Annotated in this window: 12 protein-coding genes; all 12 read right to left on the bottom strand. The window is 50.9% G+C overall.

The window, feature by feature from the left end; translation table 11 throughout:
- Positions 1 to 17: 17 nt before the first annotated feature.
- Complete coding sequence (locus SD70_RS33195) at positions 18 to 1,757, bottom strand: OmpL47-type beta-barrel domain-containing protein (RefSeq protein WP_052487322.1); 1,740 nt, start codon at positions 1,755 to 1,757, stop codon at positions 18 to 20.
- 197 nt (positions 1,758 to 1,954) lie between these two features.
- Positions 1,955 to 6,091, bottom strand: coding sequence for an OmpL47-type beta-barrel domain-containing protein (locus SD70_RS33190; RefSeq protein ID WP_052487321.1), 4,137 nt, complete (start codon positions 6,089 to 6,091; stop codon positions 1,955 to 1,957).
- A 465-nt stretch (positions 6,092 to 6,556) separates the two neighbouring features.
- Positions 6,557 to 7,699 (bottom strand): glucuronyl esterase domain-containing protein, encoded by a 1,143-nt coding sequence (locus tag SD70_RS11755; protein ID WP_231571168.1) that lies wholly within the window; start codon positions 7,697 to 7,699, stop codon positions 6,557 to 6,559.
- Between the two features lie 140 nt (positions 7,700 to 7,839).
- A complete protein-coding gene (locus tag SD70_RS11750; protein WP_052487320.1) occupies positions 7,840 to 9,378 on the bottom strand; it encodes an ABC transporter substrate-binding protein in 1,539 nt (512 codons plus the stop codon).
- Between the two features lie 53 nt (positions 9,379 to 9,431).
- A complete protein-coding gene (locus tag SD70_RS11745; RefSeq protein ID WP_082053279.1) occupies positions 9,432 to 10,373 on the bottom strand; it encodes a carbohydrate ABC transporter permease in 942 nt (313 codons plus the stop codon).
- 15 nt (positions 10,374 to 10,388) lie between these two features.
- A complete protein-coding gene (locus SD70_RS11740) occupies positions 10,389 to 11,330 on the bottom strand; it encodes an ABC transporter permease (protein ID WP_041047754.1) in 942 nt (313 codons plus the stop codon).
- Positions 11,331 to 11,454: 124 nt separating this feature from the next.
- Positions 11,455 to 13,053: a helix-turn-helix domain-containing protein gene (locus SD70_RS11735; RefSeq protein WP_041047753.1), complete on the bottom strand. Its 1,599-nt coding sequence runs from the start codon at positions 13,051 to 13,053 to the stop codon at positions 11,455 to 11,457.
- The gene (locus SD70_RS11730; protein ID WP_041047752.1) at positions 13,054 to 13,629 is read right to left on the bottom strand and encodes a sensor histidine kinase; all 576 of its coding nucleotides are present in this window, start codon (positions 13,627 to 13,629) and stop codon (positions 13,054 to 13,056) included.
- Positions 13,626 to 14,759 (bottom strand): sensor histidine kinase, encoded by a 1,134-nt coding sequence (locus tag SD70_RS11725; RefSeq protein ID WP_041047751.1) that lies wholly within the window; start codon positions 14,757 to 14,759, stop codon positions 13,626 to 13,628. Before SD70_RS11725 ends, SD70_RS11730 begins: the two co-directional genes overlap by 4 nt.
- Before the next feature lie 24 nt (positions 14,760 to 14,783).
- Positions 14,784 to 15,665 (bottom strand): carbohydrate ABC transporter permease, encoded by an 882-nt coding sequence (locus SD70_RS11720; RefSeq protein WP_041047750.1) that lies wholly within the window; start codon positions 15,663 to 15,665, stop codon positions 14,784 to 14,786.
- Between the two features lie 17 nt (positions 15,666 to 15,682).
- Complete coding sequence (locus SD70_RS11715) at positions 15,683 to 16,582, bottom strand: ABC transporter permease (protein ID WP_041047749.1); 900 nt, start codon at positions 16,580 to 16,582, stop codon at positions 15,683 to 15,685.
- A gap of 95 nt (positions 16,583 to 16,677) precedes the next feature.
- Entirely contained in the window at positions 16,678 to 18,372 is a 1,695-nt protein-coding gene (locus tag SD70_RS11710; RefSeq protein WP_052487319.1) for an extracellular solute-binding protein, read from the bottom strand.
- Positions 18,373 to 18,418 lie beyond the last annotated feature (46 nt).

Below are 18,418 nucleotides of genomic sequence, written 5' to 3'. Positions count from 1 at the left end.
CAGCACGCTAAATCGTGCTACCCCTTGATTACAGCTTGCGCATCCCACAGCAAATAGCGGGCGGCATCTTCCGCGATATGTTTGCCGCTTTGCGCCTGCACTTCGTTTACGAAAGCGGCCAGCGAGTTCGCGGCCAACTTGCTTTGCAGGCTATTGGCGATACCTGCGTTGTCGATCCATCCCATATTCGTAAAACGTGTAACCAACGCCTGCATGGACCGGATGCTTGCCGAGGTTTGGAACACAATGGTTTGACTGCTCGTATTCCCTGCCATATCGCTTGCCGTCACGATCAACGTATGCGAACCGAGCGGCAAAGTATAGAGTGGAATGGTCGTTCCTTGCTGCACGGTTTGTTGTACGCCATTCGAGCTTATAGTGACCGTCGTCTTGCTGCTGTCAACTCCGGACAAGTTGTCGCTAAGCGTAACGACCGGCGTGATATCCATCGAATCGCTGTACGTACCGTACTCCAAACCGGATAGCGCAATCGTCGGCGCGGTCGAGTCTAGGTTGAAGGCGATCGTTTTCGCCGCTTCCACATTGCCGGCGACATTCGTCGAACGGTAGCTGAGCGTATATTGGCTGTCTTGACTCATCGTTACCGGTGCCGAATAGGTTAGCCATGTGCTGCCGCCGTCCAGACTATACTCGGTTTTGGCCACAGCCGAAAAATTGCCGTACGCGCTCAAGGTGACCGTTACCGGATGTACGTACCAGCCATGTAGTCCGTCAGGCTGAGCCGGCGTAACAACAGCCGACGTGACCGGAGGAGTCGACCAGTGTGACATATATATAGGAGCACTGTTTGGATTTAATCCAGGTATATCTAAGGCCGATTTGATACCGCTCGGTCCCTGGTCAAAATAGGCTTCGTAAGCTAGTTCGTTTGCCGAATTCAAGCTGTTGAACAACGACCACATTTTCTCGATATAAAATGGATTGTCATTGCCATGATGCGAATCTCCGTGGTTTAATCCCCATTCGGGGAAGCTGACTTTCTTGCCATGTGCGGCGGCAAAATCGATCCAATGCTGGATTCCGTAAGCTCCCCCCATATGATAAGTATCCCACGCCTTTTGGGTTAACGCCGGTTCCCACATGTCGTACTCGTCGATGCCAATGTAATCAACGTAGCTGTCGCCGGGATACACTTGCGCCGGGTCTCCGCCGCCAGCCGATTTCAAACCGTCCCCGCGGTTTACATTCCAATCGATCTTGACGTCCGGGTCCGTTTTACGGATACTCGTGACGACCTGCTTAAAGCACGCTACCCAATCGGTCATATTCGAAGTTGTCACTTTGTGGTTGTACCAGTCGCCGTTAAACTCCCAGCCAAGACGGACGATGGTATTTCCTTGATGATGGGAAACCAGACCGGTACCGAACGTATTCCAGTAAGAATTGTAGTTGCCTGCCGCGCAAGCCGCGAAATTGGAGGATCCGTCTTCCGGAAAAAACGGGACCGCCAGCACAAGCTGGTATGGTTTCCCGTCCCATCTGGCCACTTGGATGGAGTTCGTGATTTGCGACCAATTGGAACGGTACGTATAGTCGACCACCATATCCACGGGCCGTCCGCGCCAATTTTCAAAGTCGCTAATTTTCGTAGTATCACTTGCTCCGTTTTTGAATAAGCCGGAGCCCCAAGGCAAACCGCTTCGATTGGTAGAGGCGGAGGCGCTCGAAGAATTGACGATAAGAACCCCCAGCAACAGGAAACAGATCGCAGCCCAACCGACAGATTTGCTTTTCATCACGAAGTTCCTCCCTTATCGGTTTGAAATGAATATCTTAAAGCCACAAATATGTGGGCTTTTCAAAGCTTCTCCTCCTCCAGGCCATTGACTCTACTTGCAGCTTTAATTCAATTTCGGCAAAGATTGGCGGAGAGGCATGAGATGAAAGAGGCCATACCTCTCCGTCCGCATTTGGAACAAATCGTAAAATCGTGCTACTCCTTCATTACAGCTTGCGCATCCCGAAGCAAATAATGGGCGGCATCTTCCGCGATATGTTTGCCGCTTTGCGCCTGCACCTCGTTCATAAATGCCCCTATGTCCCCGTGCTCCAATTTTTTTTGCAGACTGTTCGTGATGCCCGCATTATCGATTTTCATCATGCCGGCAAAGCGCATAACGAGCGCTTTGAGAGAATCGACGCTTGCGTAAGTAACGAACTTCACCGTAGCGACGGACGTGTTTCCTGCCAAATCTGCTGACGAAACGGTAAGGACATGCTCACCGAGCGGAAGCGTATAAAGCGGGATGGTAACTCCCGGTTGGTACGGGGACGCGTCCAGTGCGATAGACGTTTTGCTCCCGTCAATCCCGGCCCCGTCATCGCTCAGAACAATCGTCGGCGCAATCTCTTCGGTATCGCTGTATGTGCCGTACACCAAACCGGTGACGGTGATGGCCGGTGCAGTCGAATCCAGCCTGAAACCGATCGATTTCGCCGCTTCTTCATTCCCGGCTTTATCCGTTGAACGGTAAGTGACGGTATATATACCGTCATGATCGAGTGTAAAAGGAGCCGTATAGCTCTGCCAGGATGTCCCGCCGTCCATTCTGTATACCGTTTCCGCAACGCCGGTCTGATCATCGCCGGCCTGCAAACTCACGGTTACCGGGTGAACGTACCAGCCGTTCAGGCCGTCCGGCTGCGCCGGAGCCAAGCTCGCAGTCGTTACGGGCGGCGTCGTGTCGACCGACTGGATGAATACGGCCTTCCCCCATTTATCGCGATTCTGGGCATTGCCGTCGACCCCATTCCACAGGTACTGCCGCTCCCGCTTATTACCGCTGCCGTCGTCAAAGCCGATATCGAAGCGGATCGTCTTGCCGACCGCGGCATCGGAAATATTCAGCCCCGACATCGGAATCGCCGCTTCCACAGCGTACCCTTGCCCGTCATCGTCCTTTTTCACGGCCATTTGGACTGGACTTTGCGGCGCGTTATTATACCAATAATACTGAACCGCACCGTTGCTGAGTCCCCCGGACAAAATAAGCTGGCTGTCCTTCGGTTGAATGGCTCCGCCTTGGTCGATATTTTGCGGACCGATGAACAGTTCGACGGCGTCGCCGTTCCAAATGCCGCTTCCGGCATAGGCGTTCATCATTGGGGTCGGGTCTTTCATATGGGCATATACGTACAAATTCGATTCATCCCACGCAAGGCGCATATTGGCGGATACGCCCGATTTGCTGGTGCCCAAAATACGGTCCATATCCGTCAGCGACGCTTCTCCTCCCGCTGGCCACGCCGTATCCAATGTGCCGTCGACAGCAATAGGCGATAGCGCCTTCGGGATTTGCAGCACCTTATTCGCATTTCGCTCCCCTTGACCCGGTCCGAATGGATAAGAGTAAGGCTGTTTACTCCCTGTCATGACGTCGTAAATGTGGTAATTGGTCTCCATGACGGAATTCAGGAAATCTTTGTACGGTCGGTCCGCGACGTTCACCAGTCCAATCGCCCCTGCTTCGCCGTTGTAGCCTTGAAACCAACGCCCCGTAGCAGCCTGGTCCAGGTATTCAAACCAATGTGCGCCGATGACGTAACCGGAAGCTGCCGCCTTCTCGACATAGTTCCGGTACATGAGCCCTTTCTCGTGCTCGTTATCGGCCATTCTTACCCCAAACGTCAAGCCTTCCGTCGGTTCGCCGTAATGGAATTCCGTAAACAGCAGCGGCTTCCCGCCGGACTGTTCGAACATCGACTTGATGCGGTTCATGTCCAAATCGTACGTGTAATAATTGTAACTGATCGCATCCAAATACGGTCCCGCCGCTTCACAGATAATCCCTCTCAGTTTGTCGTCATTCATCGGTGCGGTCAAATACCGGTCGCCAAGCAGCATGTGGTGAGGATCGTATTTGCGGAAAACCGCCGATACGGTGCTGTACAATTTATCCATATACTGCTTCGTGAATTCGTCCATATCCTTGGATGCCGCATCGGTCGTCACGTTGAATGAAGCTTCGTACAAACTGTCAAAGCTCCCGTTGTTCAGCCCCCAAGCCGTATTGAAAGCACTGATATCATTCCCGTACTTGTCTTTGAGCATATCGACAAGCACTTTCTTCGACGCCACTTGGCTGGCTTTCTTGGTGGATATCGTTCCTTTGAGCTTGTGATACTCAAACTCGTTGCCGACAAAATACCCGATGAGACGAGGATCGTTCGCCCTGGCCGTTAAACTTTGGAAAGCGGTATCCATATCGGCGGCTGCCGACGATTTATAAATATCGAACAAATTGACCCCATTGATCATATCGCCGGAAGGCAGATTAATAAAGCGAACCTGCGGGAAATTCGTATCACCGGATGACGATGCAGCCGAAAAGCCGCCTTCGCTCGTAAATCCCCATTTTCTCAGCCTGTCGACGCTCTCCTTGTAAAAGGAAGCAGCAGCATACGGCAGCCCTGTCTTTTTAATTTTGTTCGCCAAATAAAAGGAGAAGTTGTTTCCATTCGGGTCCAAATACGCGGTTTCGTATGTGCTTCCTTTCTCGAAGGGAGGAAGCCACTGATAAATCTCTTGTCTGCCGGAAACCTGTGTGTACGTATCGCCGACGGCGCCGACACCGTTGACGCCAAGGCTGAAATACAAATTGCCGCTCGGATCGACGAGCGCCGCTTTGCCGTTTGCCAGCGTCTGAGTGTGAAAGAAACCCGTCGCCTGCAATCCGTATGTCTCTCTGCTGTTCGGCAAACCGCCGTACTCATCCCGCTGCGGCGGCGTTAGGCTGCCGTAATATGCCTGATCAGCGGCCAAGTCCGCCTTTAACTCGTCATCGCTCTTCACTTTTCCGGCGAAATCGATATTTTTCATTTGGCCGTAAGGATCCACGATTTCATCGGCAGTCGAAGAGTAAGCATAAGTCAGAGCGATGCTGTTGCTCATGCCGCTCTTTTTGGCATAGGCGGTTATTTTTGCAGAGCCGGTCAGGTGGATGGGACCCGTGTACAACGTTTCCGGAGCGGTCGCCGTGCTGTAGTAGATCTGGGCGCCAACCGTCCTTGTCGACAATGTGACGTCGATCGGTCCGCTGATCTTGGCAGGCTCCGGAGTCGCATCGACTGGAGCGGTATTCAAATTGATCGTTACCGATGAAATTTGCGTCGCCCAGTAATTCGCATCCACGCCGTTATACGGGATGACGATTTTTAAATATTTGGAGCCCGCTGGCAGATTATACGACTCATAAACGATCGGCGTCCATGAACCGGACGTGAACGCATGCTTTTCCAGCGTCAATGGCGTATAATTTTGTCCGTCTGCCGAAGCGTACGCTTTCAGATCGGTAACCGCCATACTGGACCAATAGTAGGATGATATGGAGAACGATTTGATGTCGTAGTCGGTCTTGTAGATGAAATAGCCGTCAGCAGACGAGCTTTTGGTGAGCCTCGATGTATCGCCGCCGAAATTGCCAGAGTTGGTCGTGTCCATGCCGATGTTTGCCGACTTCTGGTAGATGTAATTGTAATTGTTCAGCGGATCGATGAATCCGTTCGCATTATTCGCGTCCTGATTGACGATGGCGAAAGGAGCTTTGACGCCGCTCCATGCGGTATTGCTGCTGCCCGACTCAAAGTCGCCGTTCACGAGCAAATTGCTGCTTCCGGACGCCTCACCGAAAAAAACGTCATCGATGTAGACGGTAGCCGGACTGCTGCCCTGGTATACGTCCTGTATTTGCGCATGATAGACTCCTGCACCACTGGCGGGCACGGTATATGACGCGGTGAACTGCTGCCAATCGGCTGAAGCGGTAAATTTCTGATAGACGACCGAGGAGCTCCAGTCCCCTTTTTGCAGCACAAGCGCGATCGTTCCGGCGCCTCTGATCCATGCTTTGTATTGATACGTTTTGCCGGCTTCCAGCGTCACATTCTGGTTAGGCCCCCCGTACGTCGGGGTTCCGGACAAGGACCCGACCAACGACCAACTGCCGCCGTGCACGTTGGAGACCGTGCTTGTTCCGCCGTCATCCGCGAACGCGGTCGGCATAGACACGACTGAAAGCATCCAAGCTGTGAGCAAACCAATGAGCAGCTGTTTCCATTTCCATCGATTCATAAGGCTCCTCCTGATCATTATTTATGAATATGACTTCAACGTTTTTTACATCAAATACTGGAGGCTGATCGTAATCGTGAAGAACGTACGCATCATCAATGCGCTTTGAAAGAGTCTTGCCACAAGCAAATAGAGCGTTCCCGGCAGCAATAAGAGAACGAACAAATATTTTTGCTTACGGAAATCCTAGAATAAAGAGCGTCTGACTGGCTTGAGCGTCATGAGTTTACTTCCCATCGATAATCGCACCTCACCCTTTTTCGGCCTATAGTTTTATTATAAAACGCCCTATCCGACCAACAAGATCGCAGTCCGACCACAGTTGCAGTATTCCGACCATATGACCGGATGAAAGAGAAGAAACGGTCAGAACCTTTTGCGAGCGTAATAGGTCCGGACCGTTCTATTCTTCTACTTTTCTGGAGACGGCATTCTATGAAATTTGTGATGTAATCAATCTTTTTCTCATTTTAAGTATCGATCCGCAAAATCCATAAACTGTTCCCAATCATATTCCGTTAAATCATGAACGCCGGTTCTTAGATGATAGCCCATCCTGTCCCCATGAATAGGCGTGTCCGGCTGCGGGAACCGTTCAGTTCCGAGCGCGTGTTTACCGAATAATTGATATACGGGAGCAGCGTAAATTAATGACAAAAACTCGGACAGGGGATCGGCCCATTCATCTTGAGTAGCGCTCGAAACGTAGACAGGGCGAGGTGCGATAAGGGACAGGAGCATATGCTGATCAACAGGGAGATCTGGCTCCCTGCCGTTGAACCTCTTATAATTGGCATTAAACCAATGAGGGAAGCGATCGTTGATGTCCTTGATCGTTTCCCCCCTATTGCCGCGAGCAAGCGCAGCCCCCGTACACCCGGAGTTGTTGCTTATGACCATGGCGAACCGCTCGTCGAGGGCGCCGGCCCACAGCGCCGTTTTGCCTCCCCGCGAGTGGCCGACGACCGCAACCCTAGCCACGTCCACATCGGGGTCCGTCTCCATGTAGTCCATCACCCGGCTGGCTCCCCAAGCCCAAGCCGCGATTGCTCCCCATGCATTCGCGGGCCGAGAGCCTTCGAATTCGTCGAAAATGCCGTGAACCCCGTTTCGAAACCCGTCGTCCTCATCCGGATCGAGATCGGTATAATTGATGACAGCGGCGGCGTATCCGCGCTCCACAATCCACTCTGCGGGCCAGAACGGCGACCGCCTCTCCCTATCCGGATCCGTATGCTCGGCTCCCCGGTTGTTGACCAGCAGGAATGCCGGAGCCGGTTTCTCACGCCCGACGGGCACGAACAGCAGCAGACGAAGAACCCCTTGGCCGCCAGGGCCTTCATACCGGATGTCCACCTGCTTACGGATCGCACGATTTCCCATCAGACCTTGGGTAACATTGGTATGAAAGGACAGTGCCGCCGGCCGCTGCACACTCTCATGACCATAAACATACTCCCGGAATAACGTCACAATTTCCGGTCGGCGCTTCCGTTGCCATTGCTCCACTGTCGTAATTTGTTCCCCATCCGCGGTTGTAAGCACATCCGGCAACATTCTTGTAAAGCTTTCTGTGGTCATACGCGTTTCGAATGGCTCTTTTTGCATGGTGATCGTCCTCCTCTTATTGGCAAACAAAGATCGGTACAAGATGTGCCGATCCTCGAAGTTGCTTCATTCTTTGAAACCGTAAACGCATAAGATGCAAGACAGGGACGGCAGCCATCAGCCGTCCCTGCCGTCCTTTCCTACTTGTTTGCGTTGGTTTGAGCCCACTTATCAAGCTGTTTTTGCTTTTCTGCAATGATTTTATCCAGGCCATTCGACTTTAATTTTTCGACCATCACGGGAAGATTCTTATCTAAGTCGAGGGATCCGGAAAGCAGCCCGGCTCTATATTGGTTATAAATGATCGCACAGGCGTTGATCTCGTTCTGGACGGGCGTCGGATCGAAAATGAACCCCATCGCTTTCGATACCTTCGCCGAATCGTTGAACTGCTTGAACTTATCCCATTTATGCGGATCTTCCGTTTTCAATACATAGCTGTTGAATTGATTTCCGAATATCCATTGATCGCCTTGTGCGCTGTACCCGACCGTTTGCGAATTCAAGCCCGGAGGAAAATCGATCACGTTATCGCTCACTTTGACATAATGCTTGCCTTCGATTCCCCAATCGATCATGTTCAGCAATGTTTTGTCCGAATACAGGAGGTTCAGAAACTTCACGACTCGCTCCGGATCCGCAGACGTTCTGGAGACGGCGAGAATGGCCCCTGTTACGTCCGCCGTTGTCGAATACGGCTCGGAAAAATCGACCTGCTGCAAATCCATCCCGGTCGTCAAGCTTTTTTCCTTGTCGATCCCCGGTTTGGACGACACCATAAACGAGAACACTTTGCCGTTCTTCATATATTCGTCGCGGGTCACTTGCGTAGTCGCCGCGTCCTTGATGATATAGCCTGCATTATACCAGTCGCGCAATTGATGAAGGGCTTCCAAATATTTAGGATTCGAAAAAGCGTCGATAACCTTCAGGTCGTTTGCCGATTTGTCCAGCACGCCGAAGTAATCGCCATTGAATAGCTCAAACAGGCTGGCCATAATGGAACTGCCGTCCCCGACGCCGGCAAACGGCGTAATGTTCGGCTCCCCGTCCTTGATGACTTTGAACCAGTCGGTAAAATCGTGATACGTTTTGATTTTGGACGGGTCCAAATTGTACTTCTGCATGAGATCCTTGCGAACGAGCAACGTTTGGCTAGCCGCATACTCCTTGTTGGATGGAACACCGTACATTTTGCCGTTGATCTTTGATCCCTTGACATATACGGGCGCCAAATTTTTCAAGATGTCTTGTCCGTATTTCGCTATCAGATCATCCAGTTGAAGGTATGTTCCCTTGGCAACCTCGTTCGCGAAACCATATGAATTGGCGGTATACATCAGATCGAATTTTTCCCCGGATGTGATCATCAAGTTCGTTTTCGTCGTATAATTGGCCCATTCCGTGAAATTCAATTTGACCGTTGCGTTGATCTTGTCTTTCAAATAGGCGTTGATCGCCTGCTCGACCGTACCGACCTCCTTGGACATTTTCCCGGGTATGTAAATATTGATTTCGTAAGGCGCAAGACTGGAAGCCGCCTTGACGTCGCCTGACGGCGAATCGGACTGCCGGCCGCCGCCATTGTCTTTAGCCCCGCTGCATGCCGCGAGCATCAGCGACGATGCAAGGATGACGCTTGCACTCACTTTGGTTCCTCTTAATTTGAACCAATTCAAGAAAACCCCTCCTCGAAACTCTGCTTTATGTGCTAACCGGTATTGGGCCGGGATTAGCCTTTCACTGCGCCTACCGTTAAACCTTGAATAAAATAGCGCTGAAAGAAAGGATACGCAAACACGATCGGGCCGATGCCGATTATGGCCATCGCCATCCGGGCGGATTCGCCGGGAAAATCGATTCTCGCCTGCGCCGTGAGGTTCGGATTATTGAGCAAATATTGGATATTGAGCAACGTTTTTTGCATCAAATATTGAAGGCTGACGATGTTGTCGTTATTGATGAAGATCATGCTGTTGAACCAGTCATTCCAATAGCTGAGCGTATAGAACAATCCGACTGTGGCCAGCACCGGCTTCGACAATGGCAATACGATACGGAAAAAGATGCGCAAGTCCCCTGCACCGTCGATCTCGGCCGACTCGTAAACTTCATTCGGTATCGTAATCGTGAAGAACGTACGCATCATCAGGACATAAAAGGCTCCCATCAGCAAATTAGGTATAATCAAGGCATAGATCGTGTTCCCGACATGCAGATACTTGTTGTATACCATGTACATGGGGACCAAGCCGCCCTTAAACAGCATCGTGAAAAACACGAAAAAGGAGAAAAAGTGACGCAGCCGGAAATGCGTTCTGGATAACGGATAGGCATAGCAGGCGGTCATGAAGAGACCGGTTACGGCGCCTACCGTCGTCACCAGCACGGTGACCCCATAAGACCGCGCAATGGTCTGCCAATCCTTGAACAAAAAGCGGTACGCGTCCAAGCTGAACGATTTCGGAATAAAGCCGTAGCCGTAGGCAGCGATTGTTTTCTCGTCCGTGAAAGATACTGCGAGTACAAGTAAGATCGGCAGGATACAGAGCAGCGTATAAAAACTGAAAAATACGATGATGGAAGCTTGTGCCGGGACTGACAAAGCATTCGGCGCATACCGCTTTTTCTTGGCATTAGCCGACTCCTTACTGGGAAGCGCTGTTAGTTCCATTTGATATCACCTCGATTAGAACAATGCATTTTCTTTGTTGATCTTGCGAATCAAGCCGTTAGACAACAGTACCAATACGAATCCAACCAAGGATTGATACAGCCCTGCCGCCGTTGCCATGCCGAGATCGCCATGAAGCGGGCTGGTCAAGATGTTATAGACATAGGTATCGATGACTAACGTCGTCGGATACAACATCCCGGAATTCAGCGGCACTTGATAGAAAAGTCCGAAATCCGCATAAAAGATATGTCCGATACTCATAAGCGTCAGGATGGTGATGATCGGCACCAGAGACGGGAGCGTGACGTTTGTGAATTGTTTCCACTTGCTTGCCCCGTCAATTAGAGCCGCCTCGTAGTAGCTGGCATCCACGCCGACAATCGCGGCCAAATAAATCACGGTTCCATACCCTACCGACTTCCATAAATGCACGGACGTCAGAATGAACGGCCAATAGTTCGGCTCGTTATACCAATTAATCGGATCCTTTCCCAGGACGCTGAGAAGATGCTTGTTCACAAATCCGTTCTCGATGCTCAGCAGCGAATATACAAGGTAACCGACAACGACAAAAGATAAAAAGTGAGGAAAAAACAATGCGCTTTGAAAGAATTTTGCCACAAATCGAATGCGGATTTCGTTCAAAAGAACCGCAAACGCCACCGCGAACAAAAGTCCTAGCGCAATGAACACCAGATTGTATAGAACCGTATTTCTCGTAATGACGTACGCATCGGTCGTGGTAAACAAAAATTTGAAATTGTCAAACCCGACCCAAGGGCTGCCAAATATTCCTTTCACGTAGTTGACTTTCTTAAACGCAATAATGGTTCCAATCATCGGCAGGTAGTTGTTGACGAGCAAGTAGAGCGTGCCCGGCAATAGGAGAATGAACAAATATTTTTGCTTGCGGAAATCCGAGAATAAAGAGCGTCTGACTGGCTTGTGCGTCATGAATTTACTTCCCATCGATTTATCGCACCTCATCTTGTTTCGGCCTATAGGTTTATTATAAATCGCCCGTTCCGGCCAACAAGATCGCGGTCCGACCACAATTGCAGTATTCCGACCATATGACCTACTTTTTATATTTTTTTCGGTATTCCTGCGGGGAAATCCCGATCACACGCTTAAACAATTTCGTAAAATACGTAATATTCGAGTAGCCGATTTGTTGTCCCAGATCGCTGATTTTTAAATTCGTTCCCGTTAACAGTTCCTTCGAACGCTCCAGCTTGCGCTGAATGATGTACTCCTGCAGCGATAATCCCGTCTCCTTGCGAAAGATGCGGGTGATATAATCTGCGTTCAAATATACGGATGCTGCAATGTCGTCCCGCGAAAAGTCGCGGTCGAGATGCAAGTCGATATACTGCTTGATCTTCGCCACCGCGGCAGACCCGTCTCCGCCGCGCATATGGAAAATGCGCGCTCCCTCCGCGATCGTCCTGCGCGTCCATAGCCGGAATTGAGACAACGAACGCAGCAAAACGTTCGGGTCGGTCGCCTCGTTCGCCTCAAACAGCTCTTGCACGGAAATTCCCTGCTTATGAAAAGCCCGATAAATCATATTGACAACCGCCAAATGAAGCGCTTCCAAAGTTTCATGCATCAAGCTTTGATTCGATTCAATCGCATGCATGTAAGCCTCGACTCTGCGCAGCAGCTCGTCGGTTTTGCCCGTTTCGAACAAAGCGCACCAGGACTCAAACGGAAGGGGCGGCACCGAGCGAAGGTCACAGGGCGAAAGCTCTTCGTCCAGCGTCATAACGGTTCGGGAACGCATGACGTTTTTCTTGTACATATCGGCCAATCGCGCATATTGAGAGGGCAAGTCGGCAATAGCGACCGGTTCTCCGATGAAACAGGAAAGCTGACAATAAAAATAACGGTCGCTCGCTTGAATGAACGCCCGGCATCTGCGCTTCAATTCCGTATCGGAAATATCCGGACGGTAGAGGAGCAGCACATTGCTCCCTTCGCGGTCGCGGAACGCGCTCCCTTGCCGAGTACCCAGAATCAATTCCTCGGCCGATTTCCTTAATGCATAATTCATGATTTCCTTGTCTTTAGCGCTAAGCTCCCTGCGCCACTCCTCCACGCCGATCAGAACCGGCAACACGGAATCGCTTGCCGACAAATCCAAATTGCTGGCTGCTCTTAATTTAACCAAATGTTCGTCGGTCGGACGAAGGCGTCTTTCCAACACATCTTGCCAAAAGCGTTCGATAACAAGAGGCTTCTGTTCCTCCCACAACCTGCTGTATTTGTCGTAGAGCTCTTTAAAACGTTGCGATTCGGTTTCCTGCATGATTTTGACGACAAGTTTGTGCATGATTTGATGCATTTGCTCATAATTTACCGGTTTAAGCAAATATTCATAGATTCCCAGCCGAATCCCTTTATGCGCGTAGTCGAACTCGGGATGGCAGGTCAGAAAAACCGTCTCCATGCGAAACGCTCCAGCTTTGACCCACTCGAGCAGCTCGAGTCCGGAGCCGCCCGGCATTTCAATATCGCAGATCATCGCCGCAATGTCGTTCGTTTCGATCAATTGCTTGGCTTGCTCCGTGGAGTATGCTTCGTGAACCTTCGTGAAACCGATTGAATGCCAATCCACGTTATAGCTCAATGCCTTAACGGCATATAGTTCGTCGTCCACAATCAATAGCTGCATTTAGACCGCCTCCTTGCTTGAAAATGGGAGACCTATCGCGACAACCGCCCCGCCGCCGATTGCGTTGTCAAACCTCAGCAGCGCTTTCCCGTTATAAGCAATCAAGAGGCGCTCCATGACATTGCGAATGCCGATATGTTTGTCCGGCAAGTCGGCCGAACCCCGCCAGCGGGCGAGCTGTTCTTGGGAAAAGCCGTTTCCGTTATCCTTTACCGTCAGTTCGAGGCCCCCCTTCTCCGCCATTCTCACGATAATTTCAATGTGAAAACTTCGATGCTCTTGAAAAAAACCGTGTTTAATGCAGTTTTCCACGAACGGCTGTATGATTAACGGCGGAATAAGGATAGACTCCAGTTGATCCTCCGTATCGATGAAATAGGTCAAGTTGTGCGGAAACCGCAATTTATGGATTTCCAAATAGTTTCGGATATGATCGATTTCTTGCTTTACCGTAATCCATTCCCGATTGTTTTGCATGGTGAACCGAAGAAATTCGACAATATGCTGCACCAGCTTCCGGACCAGCTTCGTTTCATTCAGTCCTGCCAGACTATAGACAATGTTCAATGAATTCATAAAAAATGAGGGTTGATTTGAGATTGAAGCAAATCCAACCGCGCTTTCTGAGCTTGAAGCTGCTTGACGAACACATCCTCTTTCAAACGCGTAATTTCTGCCGCCATTTCGTTAAACGTGGAGTTCAGCAGTTCGAATTCTTTGGACAGTGAAGTTTCCGGGAGCCGATATTCCCAGTTGCCTTTTTTTATTTTGAGCATGCCTCTCGTTAAGCGCTGAATCGGCTTCAGCATCAGCTTCCGGAGAAACAGCAAATAAAGTATAAACAAGCTTAAGACCATGCCTTCGATCGCATAAATCCATTGTTTGTATTTCAGCAGGCCGGCAAGCAAGCTTTTTTCCTGGATGGTATAAATGACGGAGAACCGAGCCAATCGCGGCGTTTTCCCGATAACCATGAACGAATAACGAGCCATCTTGTCGTCCACGGTCTGGAAAGAATCGAGCGTTGCCGCTTTCTGTTGAATGGCTTGCAGGCTGGAGGCCGGGAAGCCGGTTGTGATTACCATATTCCACTGATCGTCCACCAGGTTGATCCCTTCCTTGAGCGCCGGATCCCATAGCGGCATGGAACCCGCGAGCTGCTTCGCTTTGATAGCGGCGCCTACGTAGACGTTGTTGTTGAATTTCACGATCCGGATGAAATAAGAATCGCCGTCGATTGCCATCGGATACCAAAGCGACGTATCGGGATTCGGCTTTTGCAGCTCTTTCCTGATCTCGGATTCAAAAACAAGCTGGCTTTGGCGCGCGTAGCAGAGCAAGTCGTCTCTTTGCTTGGAATAGATGAAGAATCCGCCTACTCTTCTGCGCATCTCAAGCTGGATGGTCAGCTTCTCCTTCAGCCGCTGCTTGGCAAAATAAGAGTCGTCTTGATCCCGTTGTGCCCAAAAGGTGAACACATCGTTGTCCTGCATCACCAGTCCGTATAAATAGTTATTGATCTCTTCCAGTTCCTTGTCCATCTCCGATACGTAGGTCATGATCGAGGTTTGGTTCGCGTTCGCCACCTGTGATCTTACCGCATTCATTGCATAGTTGTTATTGTAAAACAGCAATGCGATCAAAAGAGCCGCCACCGCAATAAACCCCGACAGCAGCTGGAACTGAAGATTTCTTAGTACGGACATTGGAGATGTACCCCCTGCCCCAGGCTATTCTTTGACGCTTCCAAGCACGATTCCCTTCACGAAATACCGCTGCAGGAACGGATAGACGATCAAGATCGGCAAAGCGCCGACGATGATTTGCGCCGCCTTGGTCGTACGGTTCGAAATGACGGCCAGCAAGTCGATATCCTCCTGCTTCAGCTGCGAATAATCCATCTGGATGATGACGGTTTGCAAATAGCTCGACAGCGGGTAATGCTTCGGACTGTTCATCAGAATCAAGCCGTCGAACCAGGAGTTCCAATGGCCGACCATCGTAAAAAGCAAGATGGTGGCGATAGCCGGCATGGAGATCGGAACGTAAATTTTCCACATGGTCGTCCAATGTCCCGCGCCGTCGATAAACGACGACTCTTCCAGTTCCTTCGGCAAACTCCGGAAGAAATTCAGAAGCAGGATGACGTTGAATACCGGAACGGCCCCCGGCAAAATGAGCGCCCAAATCGTGTCGAGCAAATGCGTCATTTTGATCGTCATATACCAGGGAATCAGGCCGCCATGAAACAGGATTGTAAACACGAACACCCATACATAGACCGTTCGGAGCCGAAACGACCGATTGTCTTTGGACAGCGGGTAGGCGAGCATGATCGTGAGCAGCATATTGACGGCCGTACCCAATGCGACCCGTTCCAGCGTGATGCCGAACGACCCGACAAAAGCAGGGTTGCTGACGATATAGCGATAAGATGCAAGCGAAAAATCGACCGGCCACAAGCTGACTTCTCCCGCGTTCACTGCCGGACTGCTGCTCAAGGAAGTGGCCAGTACGTTGATAAACGGCAGCAGGCAAGAGCAGGCCAACAGCACAAGAACGGTGTAGTTGACGGTAAGGAAGATGCGCCTTCCAAATGACAATACGTGCATTGCTGCGGGCACCCTCCTTAGAAAATCCGATAGTTGGCGAAGCGGTAGGCGAGCCAGTACGAGACGGATATCAGGATAAACGAGACGACTGATTTGAACAATCCGATCGCCGTTGCCAAGCTGTATTGGAAGCTCTGCAGCCCCATTCGGTAAATCATCGTATCCAGAATATCGCCGGTTTGGTACACCGAAGGACTGTACAAAACGAGCACTTGCTCAAAACCGGCATTCAGCACATTGCCGAGGCTCAAGGTAGCCATCAGAACCATGATCGGAAGCATTCCCGGGAGCGTAACGTGAAGCGTCTGCTTCCACCGGTTCGCGCCGTCCATAATTGCCGCCTCGTAAAGGGTCGGGTTGATGCCGGCTATCGCAGCCAAATAGACGATCGTATTAAATCCGAACTCTTTCCACACATCCGATATCACGAGCACTCGCGGAAACCAGTCGAGATTGCCGAGGAAGAAAATCGGCTTCAACCCGGCCGCCTTCAGCAATGCATTCACGATCCCTTCGGACGGAGATAAAATATCGACCAACACGCCGCCCAATATGACCCAAGACATGAAGTGGGGCAAATAAATGAATGTTTGGATGCCTCTCTTGATCCAAGCCCGGTTCACCTCATTCAACAGTAAAGCCACAAGGATCGGAACAATGAACCCGGCTGCGATTTTCATCGTGGCGATATAGATCGTGTTCCAAACGACTTGCATCGTATCTGGCCGATTGAACATTTCCTCAAAATATTTCAACCCAACCCAAGGGGATCCGAACCAGCCGTGAAAGGGAGTGAATTTCTGGAAAGCAATGACGATGCCGAACATCGGCATGTAGCTAAAGATCAGGACCAGGACCAGACCCGGCAAGATCATGGCATGTAACGGCAACTCTCTCCGCCATTTGAACGAAATCATATATGCACCGCCATCTCTGTTCCGCTTCTTGTGCAGGAAAGGGAAGGCTGAGATGCTCCCGACCTTCCCCTTCTTCTCGTTGTCCAGCGAACAGCTTAATTTTGTGAAGCAAGCCAATCGTTCACTTCTTTTATGATCGTATCGCCGCCGAGTTTTTTCCATGTGGCGACGAAATTGTCGAATTCATCGACGGAAGACGTACCCATAATGATTTTCGTAAACGTTTCTTTCTCCAGCTTATCGAGCGCTTCCCACTTCTCGCCCATCGTTTGCGTTCTTCCGCCGAATTCGGTCGTAAGCAGCTTATCGCCTGTATAATTGTCGAGCAGCACTTCGTACGCGTTGAATTGCCGTCCTTGACTCCAGTAGGCCATGTCCCCGTTTTTCTGGAATGCCCGCACCGGATCGAATTTGTCGGTTTCTTTCAGCGCGTCCTTGAGCACACTTTTATCGTCTTTCTGCAGCGCTTCCCGAAGCAGCTTGAGTGCCTTCACGACAACATCGTTGCCTAGGGCCGATTGTACGACCGCATATTTGACCGTTTCGATCCGATTTCCGTTTTCTTCGACGGTTTCGAACGGATTTACCGCTTGGACCGGCGTTTTGAATCGGGTATCCTGATACAAATTCAACATGCTGACTGCAGCTTCCGGATGTTCGTACCCTTTGCGGACAACCACATAGGCGTATGTCGGGAAAGCGACTCCCGCTTTAGCCGGCTCATTGTCGACAGATGGAATCGCATAAGCTTTCCAATCCATACCCGGATTTTTCTTAACGGCGTCAATCAGCGGTAAGTAGGGGAGCCAATTGGCGCCGAACAGCATGCCCAGTTTATTGGAAGCAATGTCCTCTCCGAGCTTCGCGGTATCCTTCACGCCGAACTCGGTATCGATCTGGCCGCTCTTGTACATGTCCTGAAGCTTGGCCAGCGCCGCTTTCATCTGCGGCTGTATGCTTCCGTACGTGATCTTGCCGTCGCTGCCTTTGATCCAGAGCGTCGGGTACGCGTGGAAAGCGTTGGCGAAACCGTTCAATTCCCCGACACCGGCGTTCAATAACGTCTTGCTCAAGCCGAGACCGATCGTATCTTTCTTGCCGTCGCCGTCCGGATCCTTGTTCGTGAACGCTTCCGAGATGGCGTACACGTCCTGCATCGTTTTCGGTTCGGGAAGGTTCAGCTTCTTCAGCCAGTCGGTCCTAATCCATAGCAAGCTGGGGCTGTAGATATTGGCATTGATAGACGGAATGGCCAGCAGCTTGCCGCCGAATGTTGCCGACTTCAGTCCGAGCCCTCCGTCGCTGTTCATATTTTGTTTGGTAAGCGGGGAGGCGTATTTGTTGTACACCTCCGTCAAATCCGCCAGCTGTCCTGCATCGGCGAGCTGCTTGAGCTGCGTTGCGTTGACGGTGAAGAGGTCGGGCAAATTGCCCGAAGCGATCGATACGTTCATTTTCTGATCATAGGTTGAACCGTCCTCTGCCGTCCAATCCAATGCCAGCTTGATGCCCAGCTTTTCTTCGTACGCTCTGGTCCAAATGTTGTTGTTCAGATCGTCGCCTTTCGGATATTTCCAGTTTTGGCTTGAGGAACGTGCGATATGCAGCGTAATAGGGGGGTTATACTTTGCGAGCGCCCCATTTTGCTCTGTTTTCGCCGGCTCAGCCGGTTTGCCGCCGGATTCCGGCTTCGCCTCGCCTCCCCCCGCCTTACTTGAACTGCATGCTGCCAGCAGCATCGAAGCGGCCAACATGCAAGCTATCAACGTGTTACTTCTCTTGATGCCCATCCCATAGTCCCCCTTGTCTGGTTGAGAATCGTTTCTCGACTACATT

It is taken from the genome of Gordoniibacillus kamchatkensis (genome assembly GCF_000829455.1).
Classification (GTDB): domain Bacteria; phylum Bacillota; class Bacilli; order Paenibacillales; family NBRC-103111; genus Gordoniibacillus; species Gordoniibacillus kamchatkensis.
This window is presented reverse-complemented; position numbering and strand designations above follow the sequence as displayed.

Bases quoted from the DNA above. Each gene is read 5' to 3' on its own strand.
- SD70_RS33195 (WP_052487322.1), bottom strand. From the start codon at position 1,757: ATGAAAAGCAAATCTGTCGGTTGGGCTGCGATCTGTTTCCTGTTGCTG.
- SD70_RS33190 (WP_052487321.1), bottom strand. From the start codon at position 6,091: ATGAATCGATGGAAATGGAAACAGCTGCTCATTGGTTTGCTCACAGCT.
- SD70_RS11755 (WP_231571168.1), bottom strand. From the start codon at position 7,699: ATGCAAAAAGAGCCATTCGAAACGCGTATGACCACAGAAAGCTTTACA.
- SD70_RS11745 (WP_082053279.1), bottom strand. From the start codon at position 10,373: ATGGAACTAACAGCGCTTCCCAGTAAGGAGTCGGCTAATGCCAAGAAA.
- SD70_RS11740 (WP_041047754.1), bottom strand. From the start codon at position 11,330: ATGACGCACAAGCCAGTCAGACGCTCTTTATTCTCGGATTTCCGCAAG.
- SD70_RS11735 (WP_041047753.1), bottom strand. From the start codon at position 13,053: ATGCAGCTATTGATTGTGGACGACGAACTATATGCCGTTAAGGCATTG.
- SD70_RS11730 (WP_041047752.1), bottom strand. From the start codon at position 13,629: ATGAATTCATTGAACATTGTCTATAGTCTGGCAGGACTGAATGAAACG.
- SD70_RS11725 (WP_041047751.1), bottom strand. From the start codon at position 14,759: ATGTCCGTACTAAGAAATCTTCAGTTCCAGCTGCTGTCGGGGTTTATT.
- SD70_RS11720 (WP_041047750.1), bottom strand. From the start codon at position 15,665: ATGCACGTATTGTCATTTGGAAGGCGCATCTTCCTTACCGTCAACTAC.
- SD70_RS11715 (WP_041047749.1), bottom strand. From the start codon at position 16,582: ATGATTTCGTTCAAATGGCGGAGAGAGTTGCCGTTACATGCCATGATC.
- SD70_RS11710 (WP_052487319.1), bottom strand. From the start codon at position 18,372: ATGGGCATCAAGAGAAGTAACACGTTGATAGCTTGCATGTTGGCCGCT.